The following is a 25,092-nucleotide window of genomic DNA, read 5'->3' on the forward strand; positions in this document are numbered from 1 at the left end:
CAGGGAAATTACTATAGTAGTTCCTAGAATGCTTCTGGATTTTTAGCTCCTGGAAAACGACATCCCATGCCAATAATTGCAATCGGTTCTCTATCCATTTTGATTTAACGAAGAAGAATAAGTAATGAGTACTCCTTGTGTAGCAAGTTACCGTGACTTACCATTACTAGTTTGGGTGTTCCCGTAGAACCGGAGGTGTACTGGAGAAAGGCCAGGCTACTGCTGTAATGGCTTGGTTCAGACCAGTTCCACCCTTGGTCGCGATCGCATTTATTGTAGACTCGCAAATGCAACTGAGCTAGAGCTGGATGCTGGGCTCGGCGAGCTGGTTAACTCGGTCATAACAGATGTGGTAGTTAAGGCAAACCGATCCTCTGCATAGGTATGCGTACGCTAACCACCGAGACAGATTTTGACTGCGTCGGGGTGGTGGATAAGCGGGCACTGCAATTACGCCAGCGTACAAGCACCCAAAGAAGGCAGCAATGAAGTCTATACCTGGTGGATCGACTAGCTAGCTCGCGATCGTTCCCCCGTTGCCCCCAGAGACGGCAACTGGCAGGCGTACGCCCTTGAGCGTTGGTCTAATACCTCATCGGTGATACGAGCAGTTTCTTCTTCCCCTTTTTTTAGGAAGGTATAAGCGATTTGATCAGGCTGAGAATGGGCTCTCAAGCGCAACAAATCTACCAGATTGTCAAACTTCTCGTCAAGGTCTAAAAATCTGAGATTTTTCAAGTTTCAACCTCCTTGGTAGATAGCGTTTTTCAACGCTTACTTGCTCCCCTGCCACAGTTTTTTACTGTTTTAACTTTACTTAGGTGTACTTAGGTTTCTGAGCCTTGAGAGGCACCTAAATTAGGCACCATGAGAAATTTAGCACGAAAAAAATAACCTGTCAACCCTAATCGTCAATAAATTCTGCTTGACTCTCGTCCCACCTATAGCTATATAAAACCTAAGTACTCTGACATCTAGGAGTACTCACTAGCAGTAATCCATTGATTAAGGTACTTTCGTCCTAGGTTTTAGGGAGTAGGGAGTAGAGAGTAGGGAAAAAATGCTTAAGATCTCATTACTAACAGAAACGCTATTAATTTTTTTAAAACTGTGTTAAGAAACTTCAAGTTGCTCAAACCGTTGCTGTTCCATATTCCGAGACCCAAAGTTTCCAACTCTTGGCAGGGTAAGCGCAAGAAAAAATTGCCCATAATGTGCATTGGCTGGATATCGGTTGATCGTGGCTCGAAACCCCTATAATCTCGTAGAACTTGATTCTCAATAGAGTTTAATAGTTGAGAATAAACCCAGTTTTTTCTCAATAAGCTACAGCTTATTGATTCTTGCGCTTACCCTGCAACTCTTGGTAGTGATAAACATGTAGTGATGGCCTAATTAAACCGACAAACATTGATTATAGTGATGAATAAAATTCCAAATAGCTCCTAAGTGATTTTCTAATTTTTTTGGAAATGACAATGTTTTTCTGGCCAAACGACTAAGTCTTTGTCTTAAGGTATTATTTAATCTTTCAATATGATTAGTTTTTCCAGTTGTTTTAGCTACTGGTTTATGGCGTTTTTTAGGTATTACTCTTTGATAAGATTCCCAAAAATATGTATAACACACAGCACATTGTCGAACTACTGGAGGGAAAGACTTCCATAATTTCTTTGCTGATTCTCGACTACGATCTCCAAGATAAAATCCAACAATTTCTTTAGTTTCTTGATCGATCGCCAACCAAATCCATTGTTTATTATCTTTTTTTTTAACAAAAGACCACATTTCATCACATTCAATGGACATTTTTCCTTTCGGTTTTTCTGAAACCTTTATTTTTCGGGGTGTTTCAGCATATTTCTTATTAACATAATTCTGGAGCCATGTTTTTGAAACTCCAACTGTTCGAGCAATACCGGCCAAAGATATTTTCTCAAGTAATAGGTGATCGATTCTCTTTTTTTTCGACAAGGAGATAGTTTTTTTGGTTGGATTTTTTACAAACTGTCTCTTACAGTTTTTACAGAGATATTTTTGCTTTTTATTATGAGTGCTTCCATTTTTGAATGTTCGCTCACAATTGCAATAAGGGCAATTGGGTCGCGTTATTAAATCTGAGACTGTATTCATTGTTACAAGGGTTTATTGATCACTTTAAAAAGTTTGTTAATAATAAAAATTTAGCAGTTTTCTAAGATTTTTTTAATCAGTATTTTTTATTAATTAAATAATTAATGCTAATTAAATGATAGCCAAATTGTTATATTTTTTCATAAAAAAATGCCTTATTTCAGGTCAATGCAATGTTGTATCACTACTTATTTATCACTACCCAACTCTTAACAGTCCACTTTACTTGTCTGGGAGGCGTAACTATTAGGCCATTGGTGACAAGTTAAACAAAAATGCCGTATGTCAAGTCTTGATTAATAAATATTTATAAAACTTTCAATTGCTTTGTGTAATTAGGATAGGGGTATTTAGCTCCATGGCGTAAGTATGAAGAACAGTTTTTGCCCTAGGTATTGATAATAATGGGTACGCTAGTCATTCCTCATGGGTACACGCCCGTCCCCGGGCAGTAGCGGATCGCCTCTGACCAAAAATTTTGGGTCTCAAGCCCCGTCCTTCGCTGGATAGAAACCTTAGATAGGGTCGCCTTATTCAATAAGTTTTAACCCTTTTCCCCATAGCCTGCCTCGGAAGTTACCGTAAGAATGAAGGAGCCTTATTACAAGAGACTTAACCCTTCTATGCATAGCCAGTTACCCATAAAGGCTCCTTCATTCTAAGGTTTCGTCTTTAACCATAAAGGCGACCCTATCTTACGGTAACTTGGCCTATGGCCACGCTTGGCCTATGGCCACGCCAAAGGCGAACGCGAACAACGGACGGCTTTCTCTTTTTGTGTTCTACTTTACGCAGAGTTGTCCCACGTCAACAATGAAGGTCTTAGAGTTCAAGGTCAAGGGAAAGAAAGCTCAATATGCCGCGATTGATGAGGCGATCCGCACCGGTCAATTTGTCCGCAATAAGTGCCTCCGCTACTGGATGGACAATAAAAGTGTAGGACAAAAAGAGCTGTATCGTCATAATACTTGGCTTAGAGCTGAGTATCCCTTTGTAAAAGACTTGAACTCTCACGCATGTCAAGCTTCGGTCGAAAGAGCTTATAGCTCAATCGCTAGATTTTACGATAAATGCAAAAAGAAAGCCCCCGGTAAAAAGGGATATCCCAAGTTCAAAAATTTCTCCCGATTCGGCGTAGCCGACGCTGCGCGAACAGTTGAATACAAGACATCAGGGTGGAAATTATCAGGGGATGCTAAGTCGATAAACTTCTTAGACAAGAAAGGTATCGGGAAACTGAAACTGAAAGGGACTTGGGAGTTGTGGCGTTACGATTCGGCAAAGCCGACGCTACGGAAAAGCTAACCCGCGCGGGTTAGATTGGTTCGCCGTGCAGATGGCTATTATGTTCAGTTGTGTATAAAGGAATCTCTAGAACCTTCTCATAAAAATCTAGATAGCAGGAAACCCCGTGTCTTTAGACCGGGGAGGAATGCTCACAGTGGCTAAAGCCACCTAAGAGAAACTATCCATGATGAGGATCATTAATGTATCTTTGGATAGTTTCAATGCTAACCTTACCTGCCGTTGAGAAGAAATAACTGTTAGTCCAAAGAGATGGAAGTTTCTTTAGATCAGGAAACTCTTTTCTTAGGTAGTTGGCGCTTCTCCCTTTGAAAGCCCTTACGACTTGATAGATCGCATCTGTGGGATTGATTTCGACGAATAAATGGATCTGGTCTGGTGCTACTTCAAGAGCTTTGATATTCCAATTTTTATCTAGAGCTATCTCAGCGAATATTTCGTAAATTCTATCTCGAATTTTACCCACAAGTACTTTTTTGCGCCTTTTCGGGATCCACACAAGGTGAACAGTACAAATACCCACTGCGTGATTGTAATGCCTATATCCAAAACTATTCTTGATCAATTTATTTTACTTCCGGAATTGCTGTTGTTATTAATGTAGTTTTTTATAAAAAGAACGACAAATTAATATGAGTTCGATAATGGCTAAAACCAATAAAAAGATAGGGGTACAGCAAATATTGTTGCACCTAGATCAAGAGACAGAAGCGATGGTTGATTATCTTTGCCGCCAATCAGGCAAGCTCTACAATATGGGGGTTTACTATGCCCGGCAAATCTTCTTTAAGACAGGCCGATTGCTGACAGGTAAATTCGACTTGATATACGAAGAAAGCATAGGAAAAAGCTTGATAGCTAAGTCGCTTCCTTCAACACCAGCACAACAAACGTTATTAAGCGTAACTGAAAGCTTTAAAGGCTACAATAAACTAAGAGATATTTGGTTCAATGGGCAATTACAAAGCAAGCCAAAACCTCCTGGATATCTCAAAGGAGCGAAACTGTTCAAGGTAAGTTACCCTAACTCGGGCGGCCAGAAGCCCAAGGTTATAAATGGTAATCTCAGATTTGCCCTTGGGCTGACTGTAAAAAGGTGGTTTGACATTAAATATTTTGAAATTCCTTTCCCTACTAACCTAGAGGGTATAAAAATAAAGTAATGGACTATTTTGCCCAAAAATGGAGCTTTATACTTAGAGATTTCCTTCTTGAATGGGACAAAGGCACGCAATTAAACAAGAAAGAAGCCCTTTCTATAGATTTCGGAACCGCTGACAATTTAGCAGCCTGTGTTGATACACTAGGGAATTCTTTTCTCGTTGACTCCCGAGCCATTAAGGCTTACAACCAGCTTTGGAATAAGCAAGTATCGACAAGAAAAGAAGGAAAGTCCCAGGACTATTGGGATGAATGGCTTGATCGAGTTACCCGTAAACGGAATCACAGAATTAGAGACGGGATAAACAAGGCAGCTAAACTTATCGTCGATCACTGCTTAAAAAATTCCATTGGCACAATTGTAGTGGGCTGGAATGAAGGCTTTAAAAGTAGGGCAAAAATGGGGATAATAAACAATCAAAAGTTTGTTCAAATTCCTCTTGGAAAGCTCAAAGATAGACTTGAGCAACTATGCCAGATCCATCCCATTCAATTAGAGATAACAGAAGAAGCATACACCAGTAAGGCTAGCTATCTCGACGGAGACTCCCTGCCTGAGTTTGGACAAAAACCGAACGGGTGGAAAGCGTCAGGAAAGCGTCTTAAACGTGGTCTTTACAAAAGTGGTGATGGTTCAATTGTAAATGCCGATTTAAACGGTAGTGCAAACATTCTTAGAAAGTGCGGCTCGTTCTAACTAAGAGCCTCTAGTTTCTAGAGGGGTAAGAGTTAGGAGAATCGCGAGGAAACACCCTCAAAGATTCTTAACTGTCTTTCGGATGGTGGTGAAAACCCACCCCTTGAAGAGATAAGTGACTCCCTACCTGGCCACACCGAGTGGGCGGCAACTCCACAGAGTGAAGCTGGCAACAGGGCGCAAGCAGAACCAAAGCAGATAGGTATCACTGGCGCTAACGGGGAGGTGACAAGGGTAAAACTAGTCCTAGAAAAGTGTCTAAGAATGAAGCCACAATCTGAGATGTAAATAGTGTGCGACTTGACCCTCTCATTCTCACAGCATTCTTTTCTTGATAGCTGTAATCTCTGAGAAGAGGGTAGGCAAATTGGACTGCCCTAAATCACCAAAACAATCTGACAGACGGAACGAGTAAAAACGACAGCAAGTATGGGTCTGAGGAATAGTCGAACCTCGGTAAGTTATGCCGACTTAATCCCCACTGTCGGGTAGGATGCCACCCAAAACTGGTGGCGGGTATCCAGAATACACAAAACTAATGGAGAGCATGGGTAGACACATGTCAAATAGATATAGTGACCTATGGAAAAGCCAAAAGTGGAAACAACTCCGCCGGAACCTTTTCCGCCTACAGAAGCGAGTGTACAAAGCGGTTCGAGATGGTGACCTGAGAAAGGCGCGGTCTTTACAAAAACTGATTCTGAAATCCCGCTCAGCTCAATTAATGGCAATCCGCCAAGTGACACAGCTTAATCAAGGAAAGAAAACCGCCGGAGTAGATGGGAAAAAGTCCCTAAGCTACAAAGAACGGTTCGAGGTACTAGGAAAACTAAACGACCGTGCGGAAAATTGGACGCATCAAGGGTTGAGGGAAATACCAATACCTAATAAAAACGGTCAGAAGTTACCGCAAGAATAGGGCAGCCTTAATCATAAAGTTTTGACCCTTTTGCCCATAGCCGACCAACCATAAAGGCTGCCCTATTCTAAGGTTTCGTCTCCGGGAGTACAAGAATGTTAAAAGTACCAACAATCCAAGATAGAGCATGGCAATGTTTAGCAAAATATGCTCTCGAACCAGCCCATGAAGCTACGTTCAGTGCCGATAGTTACGGATTCAGAACAGGCAGATGTGCCCAAGACGCACAAAAACGCCTGTTCCTACATCTAAAATCAAACTCTAACGGCATCACAAAAAGAGTAATAGAACTAGACATCAAAAAGTGTTTCGACCGCATCTCCCACAGCTCCATAATGGATAGATTGCTAGCTCCTGCAAGTCTGAAGATGGGGATATTCAGATGTCTAAAAGCAGGCATCAATCCGGAATTCCCGGAGCAAGGAACGCCCCAAGGCGGTGTAGTCAGCCCACTCCTAGCCAACATTGCACTTGACGGAATAGAGAATATACACTCTAGCATCCGATATGCGGATGACATGGTATTTATTCTTAAGCCAAAAGATAATGCTGAGAAAATTCTAGAAAAAGTGAGGAACTTCCTAGCTCAACGCGGCTTAGAAGTAAATCAAGAAAAGACCAAACTAACCAATACGACAGACGGGTTTGACTTCCTGGGTTGGAAATTCCGAGTCCAGAAAAACGGAAAGTTCCGATGCACTCCCTCAGAGGAAAACCATAGAAACTTCCGGAAGAAGATAAAAACCGTGGTCAACAACTCGAATTATGGTGCCAAAATAAAAGCCCAAAAATTAGCCCCCATCGTACGTGGTTGGAGAAACTACCACAAAAGCTGTGACATGAGCAGTTCCCGAGATAGTTTATGGTTCTTGAATAAGACCGCAAACCGTAAGTTCCGCAAGGAAAAGAAAGTAAACCGGTACAAAGCCAACGAACTATGCCAGAAAAGCTTCCCAGCAGTCGGGTATAAACAAAACCAACACGTAAACGTAAAAGGAACCAAGTCCCCTTATGACGGAGACTTAGTCTACTGGAGCATGGGAAACTCCGTACTATACGATGATGCTACCGCCAAGGCTTTAAAAAGGCAAAACCATTCCTGTGGACATTGCGGACACAAATTCTTGAACGACCAGGTTGTACACCTTCATCACGTCGATGGAAACCACGCCAACTGGAAACGCAAGAATCTAATGGCAGTCCATCAAAGCTGCCACCAAGAAATCCACTGGAGCAAGCCGAAAGGCAAACCGAAAGGTTGAGGATATTCAGGAGCTGGATGAGGCGAAAGTTTCACGTCCAGTTCTGAAGCGGAGGTGCCCTGGGTAATACCAGGCATCGACCGTAACAGTAGCTAGAAAGCTAGACATTGATCTTAGCCGACGCTCGTTGACGGCCTTTGACGACCGTAGCAAGGATTAGATTGTGGGAGCTACCTCAGTCTAGCCTGTTAGCAGAATCCCCGTCTATGCACGAGCGGGGAGTGTCAAATGCTCCTCCAAAAGCTTTTTAGCCCGAGGCTTATAAATCAGATGGAACAGTGCCTCTAGATAACGCAGCATATCCTCCTGGTTTGCCTTAGACGTATAGTTCCAGAAGCCATAAATCCGTGCTAAGGATAGTAACCGTGTAGTGTGGATTTTCCAGGTATAGGTGCTGTAGACTCGTTCTATGCCCTGATTGGAAATTTCCTCCCAGTACTGGGGATTTTCCTCACACTTAGTCACAAAATCCAGGATTTTCTGAGCCATTTCCTCCTGGTTAGTAGGGTTAATCAGGATACCATTGACCTTATCCTGAATAATCTCCAACGGTCCACCAAATTGGGTACCAAAGGTTGGCAAACCAGAAATCATGGATTCCAAAATTGTTAGACCAAAGGCTTCAAATAGCGCTGGCTGCACAAAAATACCATGACGGTCAGCAATCACCCGATACACTTCACCAGAGTCACTCTTTGACAAGCGCACCCCTAACCAGCGGATCTTGCCGTAGAGATTATACTCCTCAATAATCTGGTAAAGCTTGATAATTTCTGCCTTTTCTTCGCTGTCGCTGGAGTCTTCAGTGCGCAAGTTACCCGCAATTAAAATCAAGTTACAGCGTTCCTGCAACTTTCGACTCTTACCAAAGCACTCCGCTAATCCAGTCAGGTTCTTAATTCGGTCAAGACGAGCCATGGAAAAAATCGGGCGCTTGTTAGGATAATCCAGTTTGCCAAAGACCTGGGCCTCGTCGTCTAGGGTAAACAAGAATTCATCCAACCGCTTAATATCACTAGCTACTCGCCCTTGAGTGCAGGTGTAGGGGAAGAAGACGGTTTCATTTACCCCCGGTGGTACTACATTAAACTTCGGAGAGAATAACTCAATGCCATTAATCACATGATACAGGTCTGGCATAGTGAAATTCTGGTAAGACTCATACTGACCCACACTATCAGCAGTACCCACAATCTCCTGATAGGTACTGCTGATAATAAAATTAGCCGCATTCATGGCAATTAAATCAGCAGTAAATTGCAGGGAGAAGTGGTACTGCTGTTCTGAGTCTTGCCAGTACAGGTTACTAAACAGGTATTTGGACTTTTCTAGGGCATGGGCAATATTGCACTGGGTAACTTTCAACCGTCGCGCCAGCAGGAAGGCTACTAGATTGCCATCGGAATAGTTTCCTACAATCAGGTCAGGACGACCTTGGAATTCTGCTAGCAGTTCCTTTTCGGCATCGATGGCGTAGGTTTCTAGGTACGGCCAAATCTCAAACCGAGAAATCCAATCCTGGGTAACTTTGGGATTGAACTCTCGAAACGGTACCCGTAAAATCCAGGCATTTTCTGTACCCTTAATTTTCTCTAACCGTTCATTACACCGAGTTCCATCATTGTTGGGGATTAAGCGGGTGAGAATGATCACCTTAGGCTGAATGTTTAATCCCGCCAGAGTCAGGTTTTCTTGCAACTGCTTTTCTAAACTCTTGGCTTGGTCAAGGACATATACCACTTGACCCCCTGTATCTGGACGCCCTAATACCCCTTCTTGTCCAAACCAGCCGTGAACCGATACCAGGACAATCCGGAAAATCATTGGGATGCGGGAGAGGAACTGTTCCAATGCCCTATCATCGGGTTCATCAATCAATTCATCCAGCATTGCCAAGGTTTCCCGCACTCGACTAGCAGTGTTTCCCCAGCCTGGTTCAAAACCCATCTCTTGCAGCTTAAAGCGGAATTTATCATAGGATTCGCTGTCTGGGCGATCGCTTACAAATTCCAAAGCCAACTTCACCTGCTCTGACAGTTGCTGGTGATTGTGAATGCGCTCGTTAATCAGGAGCTGGTTTCCATGGAAATGACGCACTTTCAAGAAACCGTACAACGACTCCAACCACTGCTCAGGGTCTTGAAACAGTTTACTGGAGAGATAGCGGTTTAGGAAGCGGACTCCCTTGCCAATATTCTTGGGATCGCGAATGAGTGGGCTGTAGTCATAAAACGGCTGAAAATCCAGCTGGAGAACCTCCCCGACCTTGGGGTTGTAGCGATTGACAAAGCGATCGCGTATATCCAGCAGTTCCTCTGGTGTCACCTCTTGCGCCCTCAAGTCTTCAAACAGACGGAAAGCTCTTTTAGCCGCAATTTTTGGTCGGATAATCAAGCATAGACTTTCATCTTCCAGAATAATTTCCTGGGTGTAATAAATCAGCTTCCCTAAATGAGAAGAATGATAAAAGTATTCGGATTTTTTGTGCTTAGTGCAGTATTCATTAAAAGCAGCCAGAATTTCGTTGCGCAGTAAATACCTGGGTTCTGCAGTTTTTAACTGGCTGGTAAAGTGACGTAGATCGCTCTTTTCGTCACTTTCGAGAACATCCTGAATTAGGTTGAGCATTGAAACTCCCCAAATACAAGTCAACTATATTGAAACCAACAACCCTATAAAAAATTCCTCTAAAGAATAGTCATTCCCGCGCACTACCGATCAGGAATAGATATTCTTTTAGATATATGGACAACGTTCTCGCAAAACAACTATCTTGGCATAAATAAATATTAAAGCATGTAAAGCTGCCCATACTTCTGCCGGATGTAGCGAATGAATGGATCGATGCGTAAAGCAGTACCAGTGACGCTCTTAATCAATTCAGCCGCTGTGTATTTGCAACCGTGTTGGTAAATGTTGTCCTTCAACCAATTATGGAGCGTACTAAAGTTTCCTTGCTCAATTTTTGGTATAATTTCAGGTTGTTCCGTTACTGCGGCTTCAAAAAACTGGGCGCTCATCAAGTTACCCAAGGTGTAGCATTGGAACATTCCCCCAATCTGACCAGTGTACCAGTGAACATCTTGCAACACCCCGTCACTGTCATTCTGGGGAACAACCCCTAAATCTTCACGATAGCGTTCATTCCAGGCTTCCGGTAAATCCCTCACCTGTAGCCTACCCTCAAGCATCATCAGTTCTAAGTCAAAGCGGATCATGACGTGGAGATTGTAAGTCACTTCATCAGCATCCATGCGGATTACAGACCGCTGCACCTTGTTGATTGCCTGATAAAAGGCATCGAGGGAAACATTACCCAGTTGAGAGGGGAAGTAGGATTGTACTTGGGGATAGAAAAATTTCCAGAAGCCCCGACTACGCCCAACAATATTTTCCCAAAGTCGGGACTGGCTCTCATGGACACCCGAGGATGTCCCACAGGCAAGAGGAGTGCCTTCCAAATCTCGTCTAATTCCTTGCTCATAAAGACCATGACCCATTTCGTGGATGCTGCTAAATAGAGCCTGACTCAGGTCATCTTGATCAACACGGGTCGTAATGCGCACATCACCGGTAGAGAAGTTGATCATAAATGGGTGATGGGTTTGGTCTTGCCTTCCCCGCTCAAAGTCATATCCCATTTGCTTGATGACCTTGAGAGTCAAATCTAACTGTTGCTCTTCAGGATATCTTTGGTGTAAACAGTTGTCATCGGTGGGACTTTGGGCAGTAATAGCCTCGACAATTGGCACTAATTCCTCTCGCAACTGAGAAAAAAGCCTCCGCAAAATAGAGACTTTCATCCCATAGTCAGCAAAGTCAATTAACGGGTCAGCGATATGTTCGTAACCTGGGAAAAAATAAGCCATTTCACGGCTGAGGTCAAGAGTTTTTTCCAAGTAAGGGCGCACCGCTGCAAAGTCGTTGGTGGCTCTTGCCTTTACCCAAACACTGTACGTTTGGGTCCGATGTTCAGAGAATTCTCCCATAAATTCCGCTGGCACCTGCACGGCTCTGTGGTAATTTTTTCTAGTGCAGCGGATTAAGCTAGCTTCGTCAGAAAAGTAAGGTAGAGTTTCTTCATAGGGGCGTAACCCTTCCAGGAGTTCGCCCATGGCTGGGTCAGTAAATTTACTATGGGCAATTTTTTGTAGAGTAGCCAGCTGACGTCCCCTAGCAGCTGCACCACCGGGAGGCATATAGGTGGCCTGATCCCAGTACAACAAAGATGCGGCTGCTTCTAAGTCGTTAATTTCACTAAGGCGTTTTTTGAGTTTGAGAAGTTTCGGTTGAGTTTTTTCGGTAGTCTGCATGATGCTAGATTGACACATTCAGGCTATTAGTTTAGGGTTACGGTATTTTGCCGAATAGTAAATGTACACCTGACGACCGAAAATAAAAATCTTACCCACAAAAATGTCCGATACTAATGAATCAGACAAGTGGGCTGAAAGCTAAGACCAAGTTGCGTTTTTCAAGTGCAATTTACTTGTCGGACAATGGCGAAATAACCAAGTCCTTATTTCCTCTCGTTACGATTTAAGCTGCAACTTGGTACGAGCACTCTGGTAAAGCTGAGTAACTGACTCAGATGCCAATGGCTATGAAAACGTCATACCCATAGCTGAGTGTTATAGCATAGTATACGAACTACTATTGTGCCATTTCTTAAGGACTTACTAGTATAGTGTAATCCCTTAAAACCAGACAATCGCTCTAGCTATTGGCACAGTGGTAAGTATTCCTACCGACTGAAGCTCACAGCCACTAGCTTCGAGCTTGTCCAATACTCGCCGAAAGTAGGATGTCACAAGGATCTGTTTGCACTCTCATTTGGCTCAGGACTTATGCACCCTTTCCGTGTACAACCTGTGTAAATCTGAAGTTCTGTAATCCTAAGTTCGATTTTTCCTATTAGTAAAAACCTATTCCTAAAAACTTTTTAGTAAAAACCTTGATTTTTGGTTTTATATCATGTCGGGATAATTACCCTTAATAAAAATCTCCCCCATCTACCCATCTCCCCACACTTTCCACCCTCCCCACACTTCCCACCCTCCCTCTAAATTATGGGTATTCAACCTGACTTGATATTAGCTGGAGTTTGTCCTATGGATGCAAGCCTTTTACCTTTTACCTTTTACCTTGGCCAAAGGCCATCCCAAGCGAGTTGGCTGTTCGTATATCCGTTTGAGGGTATTGATGTCTCTAGCAGAAATTCTAGGGGGATTGCGAACTTGGGAAAAGTACAGCGCATCAGTTTCTAAAGGAGAATGACCCCAAATACCTAATGCATGACCCAGTTCGTGACGGGCAGTGGCAAGGGTGTAGTCAATGGATTGCTGAGGAGAGAGAAGTATGGTAAACTTATGTAATAATAGATTATCTAATATTTGCTCTGGTGCACTGATGGATTGCGCCAGGTAAAATTCATAGCTAGTAACGGCTGAGCGAGCGCGAGACCAATCAAAGGTTCCGGTCTCACGGTTGAAGGAAACTTTTAGAGGAGGGCGCGATCGCAAAATCGATATATCTGCTAATTCCTGCTGGTCAACTAGTTCTAGGGGCAAATAAATGCCCCATTCTGCCACCGCCTTTAGCACCGCATCAACCCATTGTTGGAAGCGCTGGTGCTTCGCATCAACCACACCCGGTGCTTGGGGGTGTTCCACATAAACCTTGACGGGAAACTGAGACCAGATCAGATAACCTAAGGGAGTGCCCTTGATTTCAGAAAAATAATCACCGCTGCCGGTAGGGTCTTGCCACTGGGCAAGGGGAGTTGGTAGAGGGTGAGGCTTAGAAGCTGGTAGGGCAGGTGAGGTTACTGGCATCGAAGCCACGATAGCAGAGGAGGCTTCTGTTAATTGGTTAAACTTTGGGTATAAACCAGCTGCGGTGCTTGACTGAATCAACATCACTAACAGACAAGTGACACCCCCTAGAAACAGGGCTATCCATAGCTGCTGATTGTTTTTATAAAAATCTAAACGCTGAAAACCCCGTCTCTTTAGAGCGGGGATGAAAGCGAACAGCGCGCTTTTAGCCATGAGAAAAATATCTTGGGAAGTTCCAGAATTTTATAATGAATCTTGTAGAATAAAATATCAGCAGTTATAGGTCGAAACTGATGATAATATTAGAGTTCAAAGCATAGGGCAAAAAACATCAATATTCTGCTATAGACGAGGCGATCAGAACGGTTCAATTCATCCGTAACAGTTGTTTGCGTTACTGGATGGACAACAAAGGGGTCTCAAAATACGACCTCAACAAATATAGTGCCGTTCTTGCTAAAAAGTTCCCTTTTGCTAATGAGTTGAACTCTACTGCCCGTCAGTAAGCGTGCTGAACGAGCATGGTTAGAAGTTACCGTAAGAATAGGGTCGTCTTATTTCATGAGTTTTAACCCTTTTATGCATAGCCTATCGCCTATAAAGGCTCCACTATTCTAAGGTTTCATCTCCGGTCATCAATCCCTCGCTTCTTTGACAACTGCAAAAAGAAGGTACCCGGTAAAAAAGGATTTCCCCGATTTCAAAAACATTGCCGTTCGGTCGAGTATAAACAGTCAGGTTGGAAGTTATCCCCTGATAAAAAGTCGTTCGCGAAGCGTCGGCTTTGCCGAATCATATTCAGTGACAAAAAGGGAATCGGGAAACTTAAACTCAAGGGTACATGGGATTTGTGGCGCTTCGATAAGAAGCAAATCAAGCGGGTTAGGATAGTCCGTCGGGCTGATGGTTACTATGTCCAGTTTTGCGTTCAGGTTGATATTAATGAAGAGCTGGAACCGACTGGAAACACAATCGGGTTAGATGTTGGACTAAAGGATTTCTATACGGATTCTGACGGTCATGCTGAACCTAATCCTAGATTTTACCGAACGGGAGAGAAACGGTTAAAGTTTTATCAACGCCGGGTATCCCGAAAACAGAAAGGCTCTACTAACCGTCGAAAAGCCATTAACAGACTAGGCAGGACACACCTTAAAATAAGCAGGCAACTTGAAGTCCACCCCAAGAGACTGGGAACGAAGTTACCGCAAGATAGTGGAGCCTTTATGGGTGATCGGCTTTGCATAAAAGGGTTAAATCTTTTGTAATAAGGCGACCCTATCTAAGGTTTCGTCTCCGGCGCGCTGCGTAATTCAGTCTAACGACTTGATCGCCTACGTTCGCGAAGCGTGCCGAAGGCAAGACTTGAGGGTTAAGAACTTGGCTAAAAACCACTGTCGCGGCTTATCTATTAATGATGCAGGTTGGTATCAATTTAGGAAATGGTTAGAGCATTTTGGAACTAAGTTCGGCAGGATAACTGTTGCAGTAAACCCTGCTTACAAAGCGCCAAAATTGTTCTGAATGCGGCGAAGAGGTCAAGAAGTCACTATCAACTCGAACTCACGTCTGTAAGTGTGCTTGTCAGTTGGACCGAGACCACAATGCTGCAATCAATATCCTCAAAAGAGCCTTAAGTACGGTAGGGCATACCGGAACTTGGATTGACCGTAGGTCACGCTACGCGAATGACGATCCGAACGCTTACGGAGAGGATACCTCTACTCTTCTTGGCTCCGGCCTGGTTGAGCAAGTAACCTCGTTGAAGTAAGAATCCCCGTCTCGCGATTAGCGGGGAGTGTCAACTACTGGTTTAACCAACCTGCACTTAAAATCACTGTCAAGCTCATAAAGGTAATCGCCAAGATCCAGGTCACCCGGTTCAGGGCTTTTTCAGCACTCTTGGTGCTGGTAAACAGCTGAGCTTGACCACCGATACCGCCAAGGCCATCTCCCTTGGGACTATGGAGCAAAACCAAAATAATCAGACCCAAGCCAGATAAAACCCAAATAATTTGCAGGATTTGATTAACCATTCTTTTGACAATATTACGGCATTGAGAAGTTTTGAACTCTCCCTCGGTTAAAACAAAGGGGTTCTCAACTTGAAGTTTTATAGAGAAACTCGCACGGGTGTCCGGTTATTACGGACTTCCAACTCAGCGGGTTGGATCATAGAACGCCCAGTCATTTCTTTTGGCTGGGGGAGTTGCAAGATTTCCAAGATGGTCGGGGCAATATCTGCCAGACATCCATCACAGCGCAATGCAACTTCTGTTCCATGTCCAGGGATTTTTAATTTTTCCCCTTCTACTAGGATAAAGGGTACTGGGTTGGTCGTGTGAGCTGTCCAAGGATTACCTGTCTCATCGCGCATAGTCTCGGCGTTGCCGTGGTCAGCAGTAATCAGGGTAGTGCCACCAACTTTAATAATCCTATCAATTAAGCGTCCTAGGCAGCGGTCTACGGTTTCCACTGCTTTTATGCAGGCTTCTACATTGCCAGTATGCCCCACCATATCAGTGTTGGCATAGTTAATCACTACCAGGGAGTAAATGCGTTTTTCGATGGCTGCGATCACTTCATTGGTCACTTCCTTAGCTGACATGGCTGGTGCTTTATCATAGGTTGCTACCATCGGACTTTGCACCAATTCCCGGTCTTCACCCTCGAAGGGAACTTCTAGACCACCATTAAAAAAGTAAGTGACGTGGGCGTATTTTTCTGTTTCCGCAGTTCGGAATTGGCGCAACCCATGCTGGGCAATAACTTCCCCCAGAATATTAGTCAAGTTCTGAGGTTCAAAGGCCACCAATACCGGAAAATTGGGGTCATACTGGGTAAAGGTGGCAAAGGTTAGGGGTTTGATCTGTTCCCGTTCAAAGCCATCAAAGTTAGGATCCACCAAGGCTTGGGTAAGCTGTCGGGCTCTGTCTGGACGGAAGTTAAAGAAAATTACTCCATCTCCTGCTGTCACAGCTCCAGGAGTAAGCCGTGTGGGCAAGATAAACTCGTCAGTAATGTCTGACTCATAAGACTCCTTGAGGAATTCTGCTGCTGAGATAGCATTTCCAGGACCATCCTGAGTGATGACTTCATAGGCTTTTGAAATCCTTTCCCAGCGTCGGTCTCGATCCATGGCGTAGTAGCGACCACTAATAGTGGCTATGCATCCAATGCCAACTTGATCAATATAATCTTGAATTTTTTGAATTGCTTCAATCCCCTCGGTCGGTTTAGTATCACGACCATCGGTAATCGCGTGGATATAGACCTCAGATAGATTTTGGGCTTTGGCTAGCGCTAGCAATCCCAGGAGGTGATTGAGATGGGAATGCACCCCACCCTCAGAACACAAACCCACGATGTGCATCTTCCCACCCCGAGATTTAACCTCTCGGCATACTTGCACAAGAGCTTGGTTATCGTTTAAAGTGCCATTTTCCACCGCATCAGAGATGCGCACAAGTTCTTGAGGCACCACACGCCCAGCACCTATATTCAAGTGCCCCACTTCCGAATTGCCCATTTGACCCTCTGGGAGTCCCACGTCCTTTCCAGAGGTGCGAATTAATGTACTCGGATAGGCAGCCCAGAGGCTGTCCATTACAGGGGTGTTTGCTAGGGCTATCCCATTGGCATCAGTTACTTCGCGGTAACCCCAACCGTCTAAGATAACTAGCACCACAGGAGAAACAGGTGCTTGCCTCATCATATCGCCTTTTATCCTACTCTTAATTGCACCGCGATCATATCATTCCAAATCCGCATATCCATGATAAATTTCGATTTTTATTAGGTTTGGGCTGCCAGAGTGAGGATAATCCTTAAATCTTTTCCTAGCATCGGTTTTGGCTACCCCAAGCTAATAGGAATTTATACTCGCAAATCAGGATCTAAATTATAAAAGCCTTACTCAGACAAAATTGGAAAATTCCTAAGCAAAATTACTTATAACAGCCTACATTTAAAAGGAACATAAGGGTAGGAAGGTTACAGACAATCATTTCGATCAACATGCCAAGCTATAAAATGAGTATGTATAGGTAATGCTTATGACTGTGCGATCGCATTTCCCGATATGACTGCCAATCTCACTTCTCCAGATTCCAGCCCCAGCTTGATTTCCCCTAGCATTTCTCTCCAAAAGAGTGTAGACTCCTTACCGACTACTTCCCCTCTGAAACTGGGAGTGATGGCTTCCGGAAGTGGCAGTAACTTTGAAGCGATAGCTAGTGCGATCGCAAACGGCCAACTCAATGCCCAAATCAGCGTGCTCATTTACAATAACCCAGGCATTAAAGCGTTAGCTAGAGCGGAAAAATACGGCATTCCAGCAGTCCTACATAATCACCGGATCAAAAAACGGGAAGATTTCGATCAACAAATTGTCCAAACTTTACAAGAGTATGAGGTGGAGTGGGTCGTGATGGCTGGTTGGATGCGAGTGGTGACACAGGTACTCCTAGACGCTTTTCCTAATCGGATTCTCAATATCCATCCCAGCTTATTACCTAGTTTCAAAGGCGTGCGGGCGGTGGAACAAGCCCTTGAGGCTGGGGTAAAAATTACAGGGTGTACGGTTCACGTGGTCAGTCTAGATGTTGACAGTGGTCCCATCCTTTTCCAGGCAGCTGTTCCGGTGCTACCCGATGATACCCCAGAAACCCTCCATGCCCGGATTCAAGTCCAAGAACATCGGATTCTAGTCGAAGCGATCGCATTAATCAATTTTTAACAAAATAGGGAGAGTTTGAGGGGGCGAAATTCCCCCACCTGGCCGTAGGCCACGCTACGCGAAGGTTCAGGTATTGAAGTTACCGTAAGGATAGTGGAGCCTTAATCAAAAAGTTTTAACCCTTTTATACATAGCCGACCAACCATAAAGGCTCCACTATCCTAAGGTTTCGTCTCTGGGATGGATAGCCCCTTGGCCTACGGCCACGCTACGCGAACAAATACTATAAACCTGCTTCCTGACCCAGCTCTCTATATATTCTCCAACGCTTACCCCAGAGTCTTTAGCTGCTAGCTGTAACCATTTCCAAGTAGTGTCTGTAAGCCAGATTCCGTGCTGTCTTTTTATCTCGTCATAATGATCAGGTGCTCCTCTCATTCTTTTCTGAGGATTTTTCCTTTTTGTGCTTGACATTTCTATTTACCATCAACTATACTAAGATTATAGCAAATAAAGAGCACAGAATTCAATGATGTTATTCCACTCATGGCGATTCTCAGGCAGACATTCCGTCTATATCCCAAAAAACAGCTACATCAAAGATGTTTTATGCAAGAAAACTTCACCAGTTACTCTACAACGCTGGGATAGCTGATCGCCGTTATGAGTGGAAAGCAAATAAAAAATCTATAGGATACCTTGACCAACAAAATTGTTTACCCGATTTCAAGAAATGCTGGCCGGAATACAAGGAGTTGTATAGCACTTCTTTGCAGGCTACTCTGAAGAGAGTAGACCTTGCATATAATCGGTTCTTTCAAGGGTTAGGTGGAATTCCAAAATATAAGCCAATTCGCAAATACTCCGGATGGACTTACCCTAGCAAGGCTGGTTGGAAGACTGACACTAACGGAAAAGATGGAACCTTGACGCTAAATGACCTCGGACTCACTATAAAGATGCGTGGTCAAGCCAAGTCTTGGGGGACACCAACGACTCTGACAATTACTTACAAGCCCAGTATAAATGCTTGGTATGCTTCAATAACTGTTAAGACAGAAACTCCTGATCCTAAATATGGCTCAGAATCTGACTTAAAATACGAGAAAATCGTAGCGTACGACCTAGGTACTGAGACTGCGATTACAGCCTTCAATGGCAGCGAGTTTGAGGAAATAGCTAACCGGCGTTTTACAAAGACTCTAGAACCTAAGGTAAAAGCTGCTGGCAAGGAAAAGCGTAGGAAGCAGGCTCCTAATTTCAAGAAAGGGATTAAGGCGTCTAAGCGTTGGAAAAAAGCCAACAAAAAGGAATCCCAATTGAATAGAAAAGCGGCTAACGCACGTAGAGATTGGCAACACGTCTTGATGCAGTCGCTCATGGGGGAAACCCCCAAGACCGCGCTGCATCGCAAGGTTACGTCAGATTTATCTAGTCGTTATGACATCGGCGTAACTGAGAAGCTAAACACAAAAGGAATGACCCGAAAAGCTAAGAAAGGGTCAAAAAGGAAAAAACAAAAAGCTGGATTGAACAAGGCTATTTTAGACGTAGGATTTGGCACTCTTAATAAAATGCTCACCTACAAAATTGAACTCAAAGGCGGAATTGTCCTTCAACTACCGACTAGACAATTAAAGCCATCTCAGCGTTGTCCAGAATGTGGAAAGGTTCACAAGAATTGGGCTGAACTGTCGAATAGATACCATGTCTGTGATGCTTGCGGCTTTGAACTTGATAGAGACAAGACAAGCACAATGGTAATGTTCAATGCAGCCCTAGGAAAACAGCCGGGGTACGGGACTGACCTCGATAAACGTGGATTTTCTAGCTCTACCTCAAAGACCAGTAAGCATACTGGATCGATGAGGCAACTAGGAAAGATGAAGCGTCAAAAATCACGTTCTAAGGACGGGTCTGCTGACACCCTGTCCTGGCCGTAGGCCACGCTACGCGAACGACCAGGACGGGGTAGTTCATTTGTTATTTAGCAAAGGGAGTCGGGAGTCGGGAGTCGGGAGTCGGGCATAAAAATTATCACAATTGATTAAAGATTATTATTTAATTTTTATTTAGTTGTTAATTTTTATTTGATTTTTAATTTTATATTTGGGATTTTTAATTAAATTTAATAGTCTTTTCTAGTCTATGTTGTATTTTCTAAATTACCCAATTTCCATACCAAACTAGACACAAAGTTGGTGACGATATGAGCTACTATTGGTACGAGTAAATTGTCTGTTGCTACCGCACTATACCCCAGAAGCAAACCAACAAGGGTTGCCCAAACTACATAGGGCCATTGTTGGATACCGCTTAGATGCAAAATCCCAAATAGCATACTGGAGGCTATGATACCGATAGCATTTAACCCTACTGCTGGCAACATCACACCCCGAAACAGTAATTCTTCACTCATACCGGGCAACAGTCCTAGCCACATTAAATCTGGTATGATTAGGGGCTTGAGAATTAACTTTAGGTATACTTCTGCACTCTGGCGATAAGCTGGCCAAAGACGATACACTAAGCCACTGGCTCCAGTAATTCCCAACCCCATGCCTAGTCCTATAAGTAGGGCATTGGGGGTAAATTTGATGGGCAGGAGACTCAGCTTACCTAGTTGCAGCCATAGCTTGGCAAAGATTAGTAACACTACGGCAGTTATACCCATTGCCACTAGTACTTGGATGCGGGTTAGGGGTTCAAGTTCGGGATTATCGGGAATTTGTTTTGTCACTAGGAAAAATGTAAGCGACGCAGAGTTGACACTCCCCGGCCTTTTGGTGCGAGGATTCTTTAGAGGAGATACCCAAGGGCATTGCTCGTAACAACCACATCGACTTCCCGTACCGTAGTACCAAGAAATCGGCAGTCCACTTGGCGGTGCCAATTGCCTCTACTCTCTCCAGCTTATTGCCATTGAGTCTACTTTAAAAGTTTTGATTTGATTCGCTCACCAAAAAGACTTCTGCTTGTAGAGGGCTGGGATTGGAGTCTTTGACCGAGCACCCATTTCGGGTAACTACCATTTAACCAAAGCGTCCCACTACTGGGATTTTCACCTTTTCTTTTCAGGTCACTGCGTCTACATAATTCTAACACAAAGCCGCCCTAGAAGAACGGGGTTTCAGACCCAATTTTTTGATGATAGGGATGGACTCAGAGCGTTAGGACTGATCCCAGCACGATGGGTAACCAGCAAGCCTAGAGCCTCTAAATATGAGTTTACTCGTATTGCTTTAATTCCCAAAGGTTCTGGAGGTACTTCCATGGTAGTTTGGTTTTCTTCAACGGCAATGATCTGGGTTTGCAACTGGCTAAAGCTTAACATTGCACTACCACCACAGGCGGTTGCTGGTATGACAATGGCATCTACATCATCAGCCCAAATGTCCCCTGGTTTTGAGGAAATCGTTTGAGAATCTGGATTAGCAAGGGAGGAGGGGGAATTTTTTTGGTTGACCACAAATTGGGGAGCGCGACTCAATCCTACTAAAACACAGGGTAAGAAGGTATAGCCCAATTCCTCTGCTGCTGAACGAGGTGACAATTTAGGATCGATGGGTAAAGGCATCAATGCTGGTGCATGAGCACAGGGAATTTGAAAGGTACGAACAATCAAGTGACTGATAATGGCTTCAGCACCAGCCAGGGGGTCTACGCCTCGACCATGACGGTAATCTTGCAATGCTTCACTATCAAAGTCATCGGGAAAACGCACTACTACTGCGATCGCATCTGCTCCAGCTTGCTCAATCAGGACTTGGGCTGCTCGCAATAAACTATCGGGATTTCCAATTGTTCCCCAACTGGCTCCAGATGCTGCTGTGCGCAGTTCTACATTTAAGGGAGCATCTGTAACTACGTAGTCGGTTAGATTCAGTCCTAGGGTAGCTCTGGTGGCATCTGCTGCTTGTAGGTGTCTCAAACGTAATTCCGGTTCAATCCCCTGATCCAGGAGTAATCCCACCCGGTTCTGATGTACAGGGCGTAATCCCCAGGATCCAGCGGCAAATTTGTCAAGGCCATAGCCTTCTACATAGAAGGCGTTGGGTAAGTTCCAGTACAACTGGGCACCATTGAGGACATTGGGATGGGTGATTAAGCGATCGCACAAGTTTGCGATCGCTCTAGCTACTGGCAAGGCATCCCCGGCATAGCCACCAATCGACGCTCCTACACCAGTAGGAATGATTAAAACAACGGTATAGGGACGCTGATTCACTTACTATTGACTGATTTAGTTACAATAGCTTCTACCGTAGCTTTCTCCTGCTCAGGGTCTACATGAGTAACCGCCCAGCGCAGGGGTTCTCCCCGTTCTTGTAGTTCTGCTTCAATGGCTTGGTGCAGTTCCTTAGGGGACTCTTGGAGGTCAATTTCTGCAGTAATGAAATGGGTTGTCATTGTTTTCTCCCTAATTCTAATTAGGATAATCTGGCTATCCTAATCTATGTGACATACTCCCACACTGAATCAGAGATTACAGTGTGGGCTTCTTGCCAACTCCACCCAACGGTTCGGATGCTCGGCAAGCTTTATTGACGACACGGGATGCCCCTCCGCACCGGAACAATACAACTCGTTCTATTTTTCAGTTAGTAGGTGGCGGTTAGCTCTTAATTTGACTACCCTACTATTTTCATCATAGACGGTAACAAAGTATCAAAGTTCGTTTCCGCCATTCATCCCACGCCAACCTTGCTCCTAGGGAGCCGCTACGCGAACGGTGCGGACGTGGGGCATAAGCGCGGATGAAGCTAACCATTCAGTCTAGCTATTAGGCTAATGGTATTTGATTATATAGCAGCATAGACCTTATGAAGGCTGACCAAACTGCCGGTCGTACACTTCATCTTCTTTTGAGGTGTCAAATTTCAGGTTAGAGCGGGGATAAGCTACACACAGCAGCACATAGCCTTCTGCTTGGAGTTCTGGCCCTAAACCCATACCATCGGTTTGGTCTACACTGCCTTCTGCTACTCGTTTGGCAGCGCAAGTGGTACAGACTCCAGCCGTGCAGGAACTGGGTAAATCTATCCCCGCCCCATAGGCAGCTTCAAGAATTTTTTGATCCTCTGGCACCTCTATAGTGTATGTGTTGCCTTCGTGATTAAATTCGACGGTGTAAGTCTTGGGCATTGTATCAATTAAAAGCTGGATTCTCCGAATCCTATGAATAGGACAGGGAGGGTCACTGGCTTATTTTAGCGCTTTGTGGCATCCAAATTAAGCTGCTGCCTTCATTGGTCAATTGACTTGAGTACAAGGGACAACTCTATATTAGAATTTGGGCTAATTGTCAATATCATGGTGATCTAATCCCAATTCTTACGGCTCACACGGCTACAGATCAATTTCAGATGGCCATCTCCCCATCTGCATCTGTCATCTTACGGCGAAGTCTGGCGTTCCGTCAGTCAAGTAATGAATAGGAGTAGAGTGGGCATCCTGCCCGCCGGAAAATCTATTGAAACTGGCAAGATGCCAGTTCCACGCCTGATGCCCATTCTACAGGTGCGACCCGTGGCGAATTTAATAATTAGATGCGGAAAGCGCACCTACGCTTCAAATCATTCCATTATTAAGCAACGCCCGAAGCCTAGTATTGACTAGAGAATATTAGTCCTGACGTCATTGCTAAACAGTAGAATCAGGTTCTTAATGAAGTGTTGTCAACAGCTGAGTAGGTGATCTGTTTACTGTAATTGATTGGTTGATCAATCTTGCTTGGATTTGGCAAAATTTTTTTGACTTATTCGCTGTTTTATGATAAACACTGATTTGATTCATCGACAATTGTTGACTAAACGCAATTTAAGGATTATACCTCTGGGGAAAATCATCCTTAAATCCTGATCAGGTCTGAGATAAACATTAGTTAAGTTTCCGCAGATTTTTATTTAAAAAAGTTATTACAAAAAAGAACTAAATTGTCCGGAAAGCTCTAGCTTAATAAGAATATGTATTTAGTGCATAACTACAGCGATTCTAAATCATTTGTAAACTATGCAAAATCATAAATCGTTGCTGGCTAAGGGTTATAGCTATATCTTTGGCCAGTAAATTTCACGAAATATATATAATTGTAATAGTACTTTTGGCTAATCAACTAGTTTAAAATTATCAATCGTTGCTCGCTAAAAATTAATTAAATAATATACTACAAAAAAAATAAATAACTAAATCGTATTTATTTTTAGGAGTGGGCTTCGATGGTCCTGTTGATCTCAGTCTCTCCCCGCTACACTTTGTTCAAGTTTGAATTTAAACGGCAGGAAAGTGAGTAAAGGGGAGATTTTGTGTCTATTTTGTATAGGGGTTAATGGGGTTAGGTAAATTTTTTAGGGAACAGGGAACAGGGAACAGGGAACAGGGAACAGGGAACAGATAAGAGGGGAAAAATCCTGTGTACCTGATTATAATACAAACCGCTATAGTAAAGCTAAAAAATATGGTTCTTCAGTACCTAGTATGCTAAACTAATAATTTAAGTCGTTAATACACTAAAAAAAATGCATCAAATTATAGCCCAAAATGTAGCTTTATTTAAATTATAAAGATGAGCTATTATTAACTAGAACTATCAGGGAAGTAACTTGAATATATATTTGTTATTATGAAATCACAAAAGGAAATTAAAGTGCTGACAGAACTTCTGGATATAAAAGGGGTAAAAGTTGGTTCGCGTCACCAGCACAAAGGGATTGGAATAATTTTACAGATTGAGTCAATCAGTAATGAAAGCATCTGTACTCAGTGCAGGGTAAGCGCAAGAAAAAATTGCCCATAATGTGCATTGGCTGGATATCGGTTGATCGTGGCTCGAAACCCCTATAATCTCGTAGAACTTGATTCTCAATAGAGTTTAATAGTTGAGAATGAACCCAGTTTTTTCTCAATAAGCTACAGCTTATTGATTCTTGCGCTTACCCTGGTACTCAGTGTGGGACAAAAAGTTATAAATTACTATAATTAAAGATTTGCCTTGGGGAGAGTCCCCAGTATTTTTGGAAATAAATAGACGACAGTTTAAATGTCAAAAATGTAAAAAACCGTTCAGTGAAAAGTTAGATTTCGTCAGGAAAAGAAGAAAA

Annotated in this window: 19 protein-coding genes and 6 pseudogenes; 10 read left to right on the forward strand and 15 right to left on the reverse strand. The window is 43.6% G+C overall.

Annotation, left to right across the window (positions count from 1 at the left end; all coding sequences use genetic code 11):
• Positions 1 to 23 precede the first annotated feature (23 nt).
• From F6K63_RS37445 to F6K63_RS30335, 4 genes are all read right to left on the reverse strand, one after another.
• Positions 24 to 98: a beta-ketoacyl synthase N-terminal-like domain-containing protein gene (locus F6K63_RS37445; protein ID WP_137985884.1), complete on the reverse strand. Its 75-nt coding sequence runs from the start codon at positions 96 to 98 to the stop codon at positions 24 to 26.
• 6 nt (positions 99 to 104) lie between these two features.
• The gene (locus tag F6K63_RS30325; protein WP_083373566.1) at positions 105 to 293 is read right to left on the reverse strand and encodes an AMP-binding protein; all 189 of its coding nucleotides are present in this window, start codon (positions 291 to 293) and stop codon (positions 105 to 107) included.
• 217 nt (positions 294 to 510) lie between these two features.
• Positions 511 to 738, reverse strand: a complete 228-nt coding sequence (locus tag F6K63_RS30330) for a hypothetical protein (RefSeq protein ID WP_287314034.1) — start codon at positions 736 to 738, stop codon at positions 511 to 513.
• 657 nt (positions 739 to 1,395) lie between these two features.
• Positions 1,396 to 2,133 (reverse strand): IS1 family transposase, encoded by a 738-nt coding sequence (locus F6K63_RS30335; RefSeq protein ID WP_287314036.1) that lies wholly within the window; start codon positions 2,131 to 2,133, stop codon positions 1,396 to 1,398.
• Between the two features lie 813 nt (positions 2,134 to 2,946).
• On the opposite strand from F6K63_RS30335, the pseudogene F6K63_RS30340 reads away from it, so the two are divergent.
• Positions 2,947 to 3,528: pseudogene (locus F6K63_RS30340) on the forward strand (nuclease/transposase family protein); the annotation flags it as partial.
• A 70-nt stretch (positions 3,529 to 3,598) separates the two neighbouring features.
• On the opposite strand, the gene tnpA reads toward F6K63_RS30340, so the two are convergent.
• The gene (gene tnpA, locus F6K63_RS30345; RefSeq protein ID WP_137985980.1) at positions 3,599 to 4,000 is read right to left on the reverse strand and encodes an IS200/IS605 family transposase; all 402 of its coding nucleotides are present in this window, start codon (positions 3,998 to 4,000) and stop codon (positions 3,599 to 3,601) included.
• 82 nt (positions 4,001 to 4,082) lie between these two features.
• Between tnpA and F6K63_RS30350 the strand changes: the two genes are divergently transcribed.
• The 4 genes and pseudogenes from F6K63_RS30350 to F6K63_RS30365 all read left to right on the forward strand — a co-directional run.
• Positions 4,083 to 4,601 (forward strand): hypothetical protein, encoded by a 519-nt coding sequence (locus F6K63_RS30350; protein WP_287314038.1) that lies wholly within the window; start codon positions 4,083 to 4,085, stop codon positions 4,599 to 4,601.
• Entirely contained in the window at positions 4,601 to 5,296 is a 696-nt protein-coding gene (locus F6K63_RS30355; RefSeq protein ID WP_287314039.1) for a transposase, read from the forward strand. Before F6K63_RS30350 ends, F6K63_RS30355 begins: the two co-directional genes overlap by 1 nt.
• 547 nt (positions 5,297 to 5,843) lie before the next feature.
• Positions 5,844 to 6,197 (forward strand): annotated as a pseudogene (locus F6K63_RS30360) (reverse transcriptase N-terminal domain-containing protein); the annotation flags it as partial.
• A gap of 107 nt (positions 6,198 to 6,304) precedes the next feature.
• Positions 6,305 to 7,477, forward strand: a pseudogene (locus F6K63_RS30365) (group II intron reverse transcriptase); the annotation flags it as partial.
• 204 nt (positions 7,478 to 7,681) lie between these two features.
• Here the strand turns inward: F6K63_RS30365 and F6K63_RS30370 are convergent.
• From F6K63_RS30370 to F6K63_RS30380, 3 genes are all read right to left on the reverse strand, one after another.
• Entirely contained in the window at positions 7,682 to 10,105 is a 2,424-nt protein-coding gene (locus tag F6K63_RS30370) for a sucrose synthase (RefSeq protein WP_287251358.1), read from the reverse strand.
• Between the two features lie 161 nt (positions 10,106 to 10,266).
• Positions 10,267 to 11,790, reverse strand: a complete 1,524-nt coding sequence (locus F6K63_RS30375; RefSeq protein ID WP_287251359.1) for a carboxypeptidase M32 — start codon at positions 11,788 to 11,790, stop codon at positions 10,267 to 10,269.
• An 813-nt stretch (positions 11,791 to 12,603) separates the two neighbouring features.
• Positions 12,604 to 13,527 carry a hypothetical protein gene (locus tag F6K63_RS30380; protein ID WP_008191843.1) on the reverse strand — a complete coding sequence of 308 codons (924 nt, stop codon included), beginning with the start codon at positions 13,525 to 13,527 and terminating at the stop codon, positions 12,604 to 12,606.
• Between the two features lie 131 nt (positions 13,528 to 13,658).
• Here F6K63_RS30380 and F6K63_RS30390 point away from each other — a divergent pair.
• Positions 13,659 to 15,085: pseudogene (locus F6K63_RS30390) on the forward strand (RNA-guided endonuclease InsQ/TnpB family protein).
• Between the two features lie 34 nt (positions 15,086 to 15,119).
• On the opposite strand, the gene secG reads toward F6K63_RS30390, so the two are convergent.
• Positions 15,120 to 15,350 carry a preprotein translocase subunit SecG gene (secG, locus tag F6K63_RS30395; RefSeq protein ID WP_008191847.1) on the reverse strand — a complete coding sequence of 77 codons (231 nt, stop codon included), beginning with the start codon at positions 15,348 to 15,350 and terminating at the stop codon, positions 15,120 to 15,122.
• Positions 15,351 to 15,427: 77 nt separating this feature from the next.
• Entirely contained in the window at positions 15,428 to 17,026 is a 1,599-nt protein-coding gene (gene gpmI / locus F6K63_RS30400) for a 2,3-bisphosphoglycerate-independent phosphoglycerate mutase (protein ID WP_008191848.1), read from the reverse strand.
• Positions 17,027 to 17,395: 369 nt separating this feature from the next.
• Here gpmI and purN point away from each other — a divergent pair, with 369 nt between their 5' ends.
• Positions 17,396 to 18,052: a phosphoribosylglycinamide formyltransferase gene (purN, locus tag F6K63_RS30405; RefSeq protein ID WP_008191850.1), complete on the forward strand. Its 657-nt coding sequence runs from the start codon at positions 17,396 to 17,398 to the stop codon at positions 18,050 to 18,052.
• Positions 18,053 to 18,208: 156 nt separating this feature from the next.
• Here the strand turns inward: purN and F6K63_RS30410 are convergent, their stop codons facing one another.
• Positions 18,209 to 18,466, reverse strand: coding sequence for a hypothetical protein (locus tag F6K63_RS30410; RefSeq protein ID WP_287314040.1), 258 nt, complete (start codon positions 18,464 to 18,466; stop codon positions 18,209 to 18,211).
• Between the two features lie 72 nt (positions 18,467 to 18,538).
• Here F6K63_RS30410 and F6K63_RS30415 point away from each other — a divergent pair.
• Positions 18,539 to 19,935 (forward strand): annotated as a pseudogene (locus F6K63_RS30415) (RNA-guided endonuclease InsQ/TnpB family protein).
• A gap of 203 nt (positions 19,936 to 20,138) precedes the next feature.
• Here the strand turns inward: F6K63_RS30415 and F6K63_RS30420 are convergent.
• The 4 genes from F6K63_RS30420 to F6K63_RS30435 form a co-directional block, all read right to left on the reverse strand.
• Positions 20,139 to 20,732, reverse strand: a complete 594-nt coding sequence (locus F6K63_RS30420; RefSeq protein ID WP_008191857.1) for a CPBP family intramembrane glutamic endopeptidase — start codon at positions 20,730 to 20,732, stop codon at positions 20,139 to 20,141.
• A gap of 390 nt (positions 20,733 to 21,122) precedes the next feature.
• Positions 21,123 to 22,220 carry a DUF3326 domain-containing protein gene (locus F6K63_RS30425; RefSeq protein WP_287314041.1) on the reverse strand — a complete coding sequence of 366 codons (1,098 nt, stop codon included), beginning with the start codon at positions 22,218 to 22,220 and terminating at the stop codon, positions 21,123 to 21,125.
• Positions 22,217 to 22,402 carry a DUF8621 family protein gene (locus tag F6K63_RS30430; RefSeq protein WP_008191859.1) on the reverse strand — a complete coding sequence of 62 codons (186 nt, stop codon included), beginning with the start codon at positions 22,400 to 22,402 and terminating at the stop codon, positions 22,217 to 22,219. Before F6K63_RS30430 ends, F6K63_RS30425 begins: the two co-directional genes overlap by 4 nt.
• A 411-nt stretch (positions 22,403 to 22,813) precedes the next feature.
• Positions 22,814 to 23,137 (reverse strand): 2Fe-2S iron-sulfur cluster-binding protein, encoded by a 324-nt coding sequence (locus tag F6K63_RS30435; protein WP_008191861.1) that lies wholly within the window; start codon positions 23,135 to 23,137, stop codon positions 22,814 to 22,816.
• Between the two features lie 285 nt (positions 23,138 to 23,422).
• Between F6K63_RS30435 and F6K63_RS30440 the strand changes: the two genes are divergently transcribed.
• Both F6K63_RS30440 and F6K63_RS30445 read left to right on the forward strand, forming a co-directional pair.
• On the forward strand, positions 23,423 to 23,611 hold the full coding sequence (locus F6K63_RS30440; protein ID WP_131827212.1) for a hypothetical protein: 189 nt from the start codon (positions 23,423 to 23,425) through the stop codon (positions 23,609 to 23,611).
• Positions 23,612 to 24,966: 1,355 nt separating this feature from the next.
• Positions 24,967 to 25,092, forward strand: a pseudogene (locus F6K63_RS30445) (transposase family protein); the annotation flags it as partial.

This window comes from Moorena sp. SIO1G6, assembly GCF_010672795.1.
Taxonomy (GTDB): Bacteria; Cyanobacteriota; Cyanobacteriia; order Cyanobacteriales; family Coleofasciculaceae; genus Moorena; species Moorena producens.

What these genes read in the sequence shown, in the direction of transcription:
- F6K63_RS30380 (WP_008191843.1), bottom strand. Translation starts at nt 13,527, where the DNA reads ATGGCTAAAAGCGCGCTGTTCGCTTTCATCCCCGCTCTAAAGAGACGG.
- F6K63_RS30410 (WP_287314040.1), bottom strand. Translation starts at nt 18,466, where the DNA reads ATGTCAAGCACAAAAAGGAAAAATCCTCAGAAAAGAATGAGAGGAGCA.
- F6K63_RS30375 (WP_287251359.1), bottom strand. Translation starts at nt 11,790, where the DNA reads ATGCAGACTACCGAAAAAACTCAACCGAAACTTCTCAAACTCAAAAAA.
- secG (WP_008191847.1), bottom strand. Translation starts at nt 15,350, where the DNA reads ATGGTTAATCAAATCCTGCAAATTATTTGGGTTTTATCTGGCTTGGGT.
- purN (WP_008191850.1), top strand. Translation starts at nt 17,396, where the DNA reads ATGACTGCCAATCTCACTTCTCCAGATTCCAGCCCCAGCTTGATTTCC.
- F6K63_RS30435 (WP_008191861.1), bottom strand. Translation starts at nt 23,137, where the DNA reads ATGCCCAAGACTTACACCGTCGAATTTAATCACGAAGGCAACACATAC.
- F6K63_RS30355 (WP_287314039.1), top strand. Translation starts at nt 4,601, where the DNA reads ATGGACTATTTTGCCCAAAAATGGAGCTTTATACTTAGAGATTTCCTT.
- F6K63_RS30335 (WP_287314036.1), bottom strand. Translation starts at nt 2,133, where the DNA reads ATGAATACAGTCTCAGATTTAATAACGCGACCCAATTGCCCTTATTGC.
- F6K63_RS30430 (WP_008191859.1), bottom strand. Translation starts at nt 22,402, where the DNA reads ATGACAACCCATTTCATTACTGCAGAAATTGACCTCCAAGAGTCCCCT.
- F6K63_RS30350 (WP_287314038.1), top strand. Translation starts at nt 4,083, where the DNA reads ATGGCTAAAACCAATAAAAAGATAGGGGTACAGCAAATATTGTTGCAC.
- F6K63_RS30370 (WP_287251358.1), bottom strand. Translation starts at nt 10,105, where the DNA reads ATGCTCAACCTAATTCAGGATGTTCTCGAAAGTGACGAAAAGAGCGAT.
- gpmI (WP_008191848.1), bottom strand. Translation starts at nt 17,026, where the DNA reads ATGAGGCAAGCACCTGTTTCTCCTGTGGTGCTAGTTATCTTAGACGGT.
- F6K63_RS30440 (WP_131827212.1), top strand. Translation starts at nt 23,423, where the DNA reads ATGAATAGGAGTAGAGTGGGCATCCTGCCCGCCGGAAAATCTATTGAA.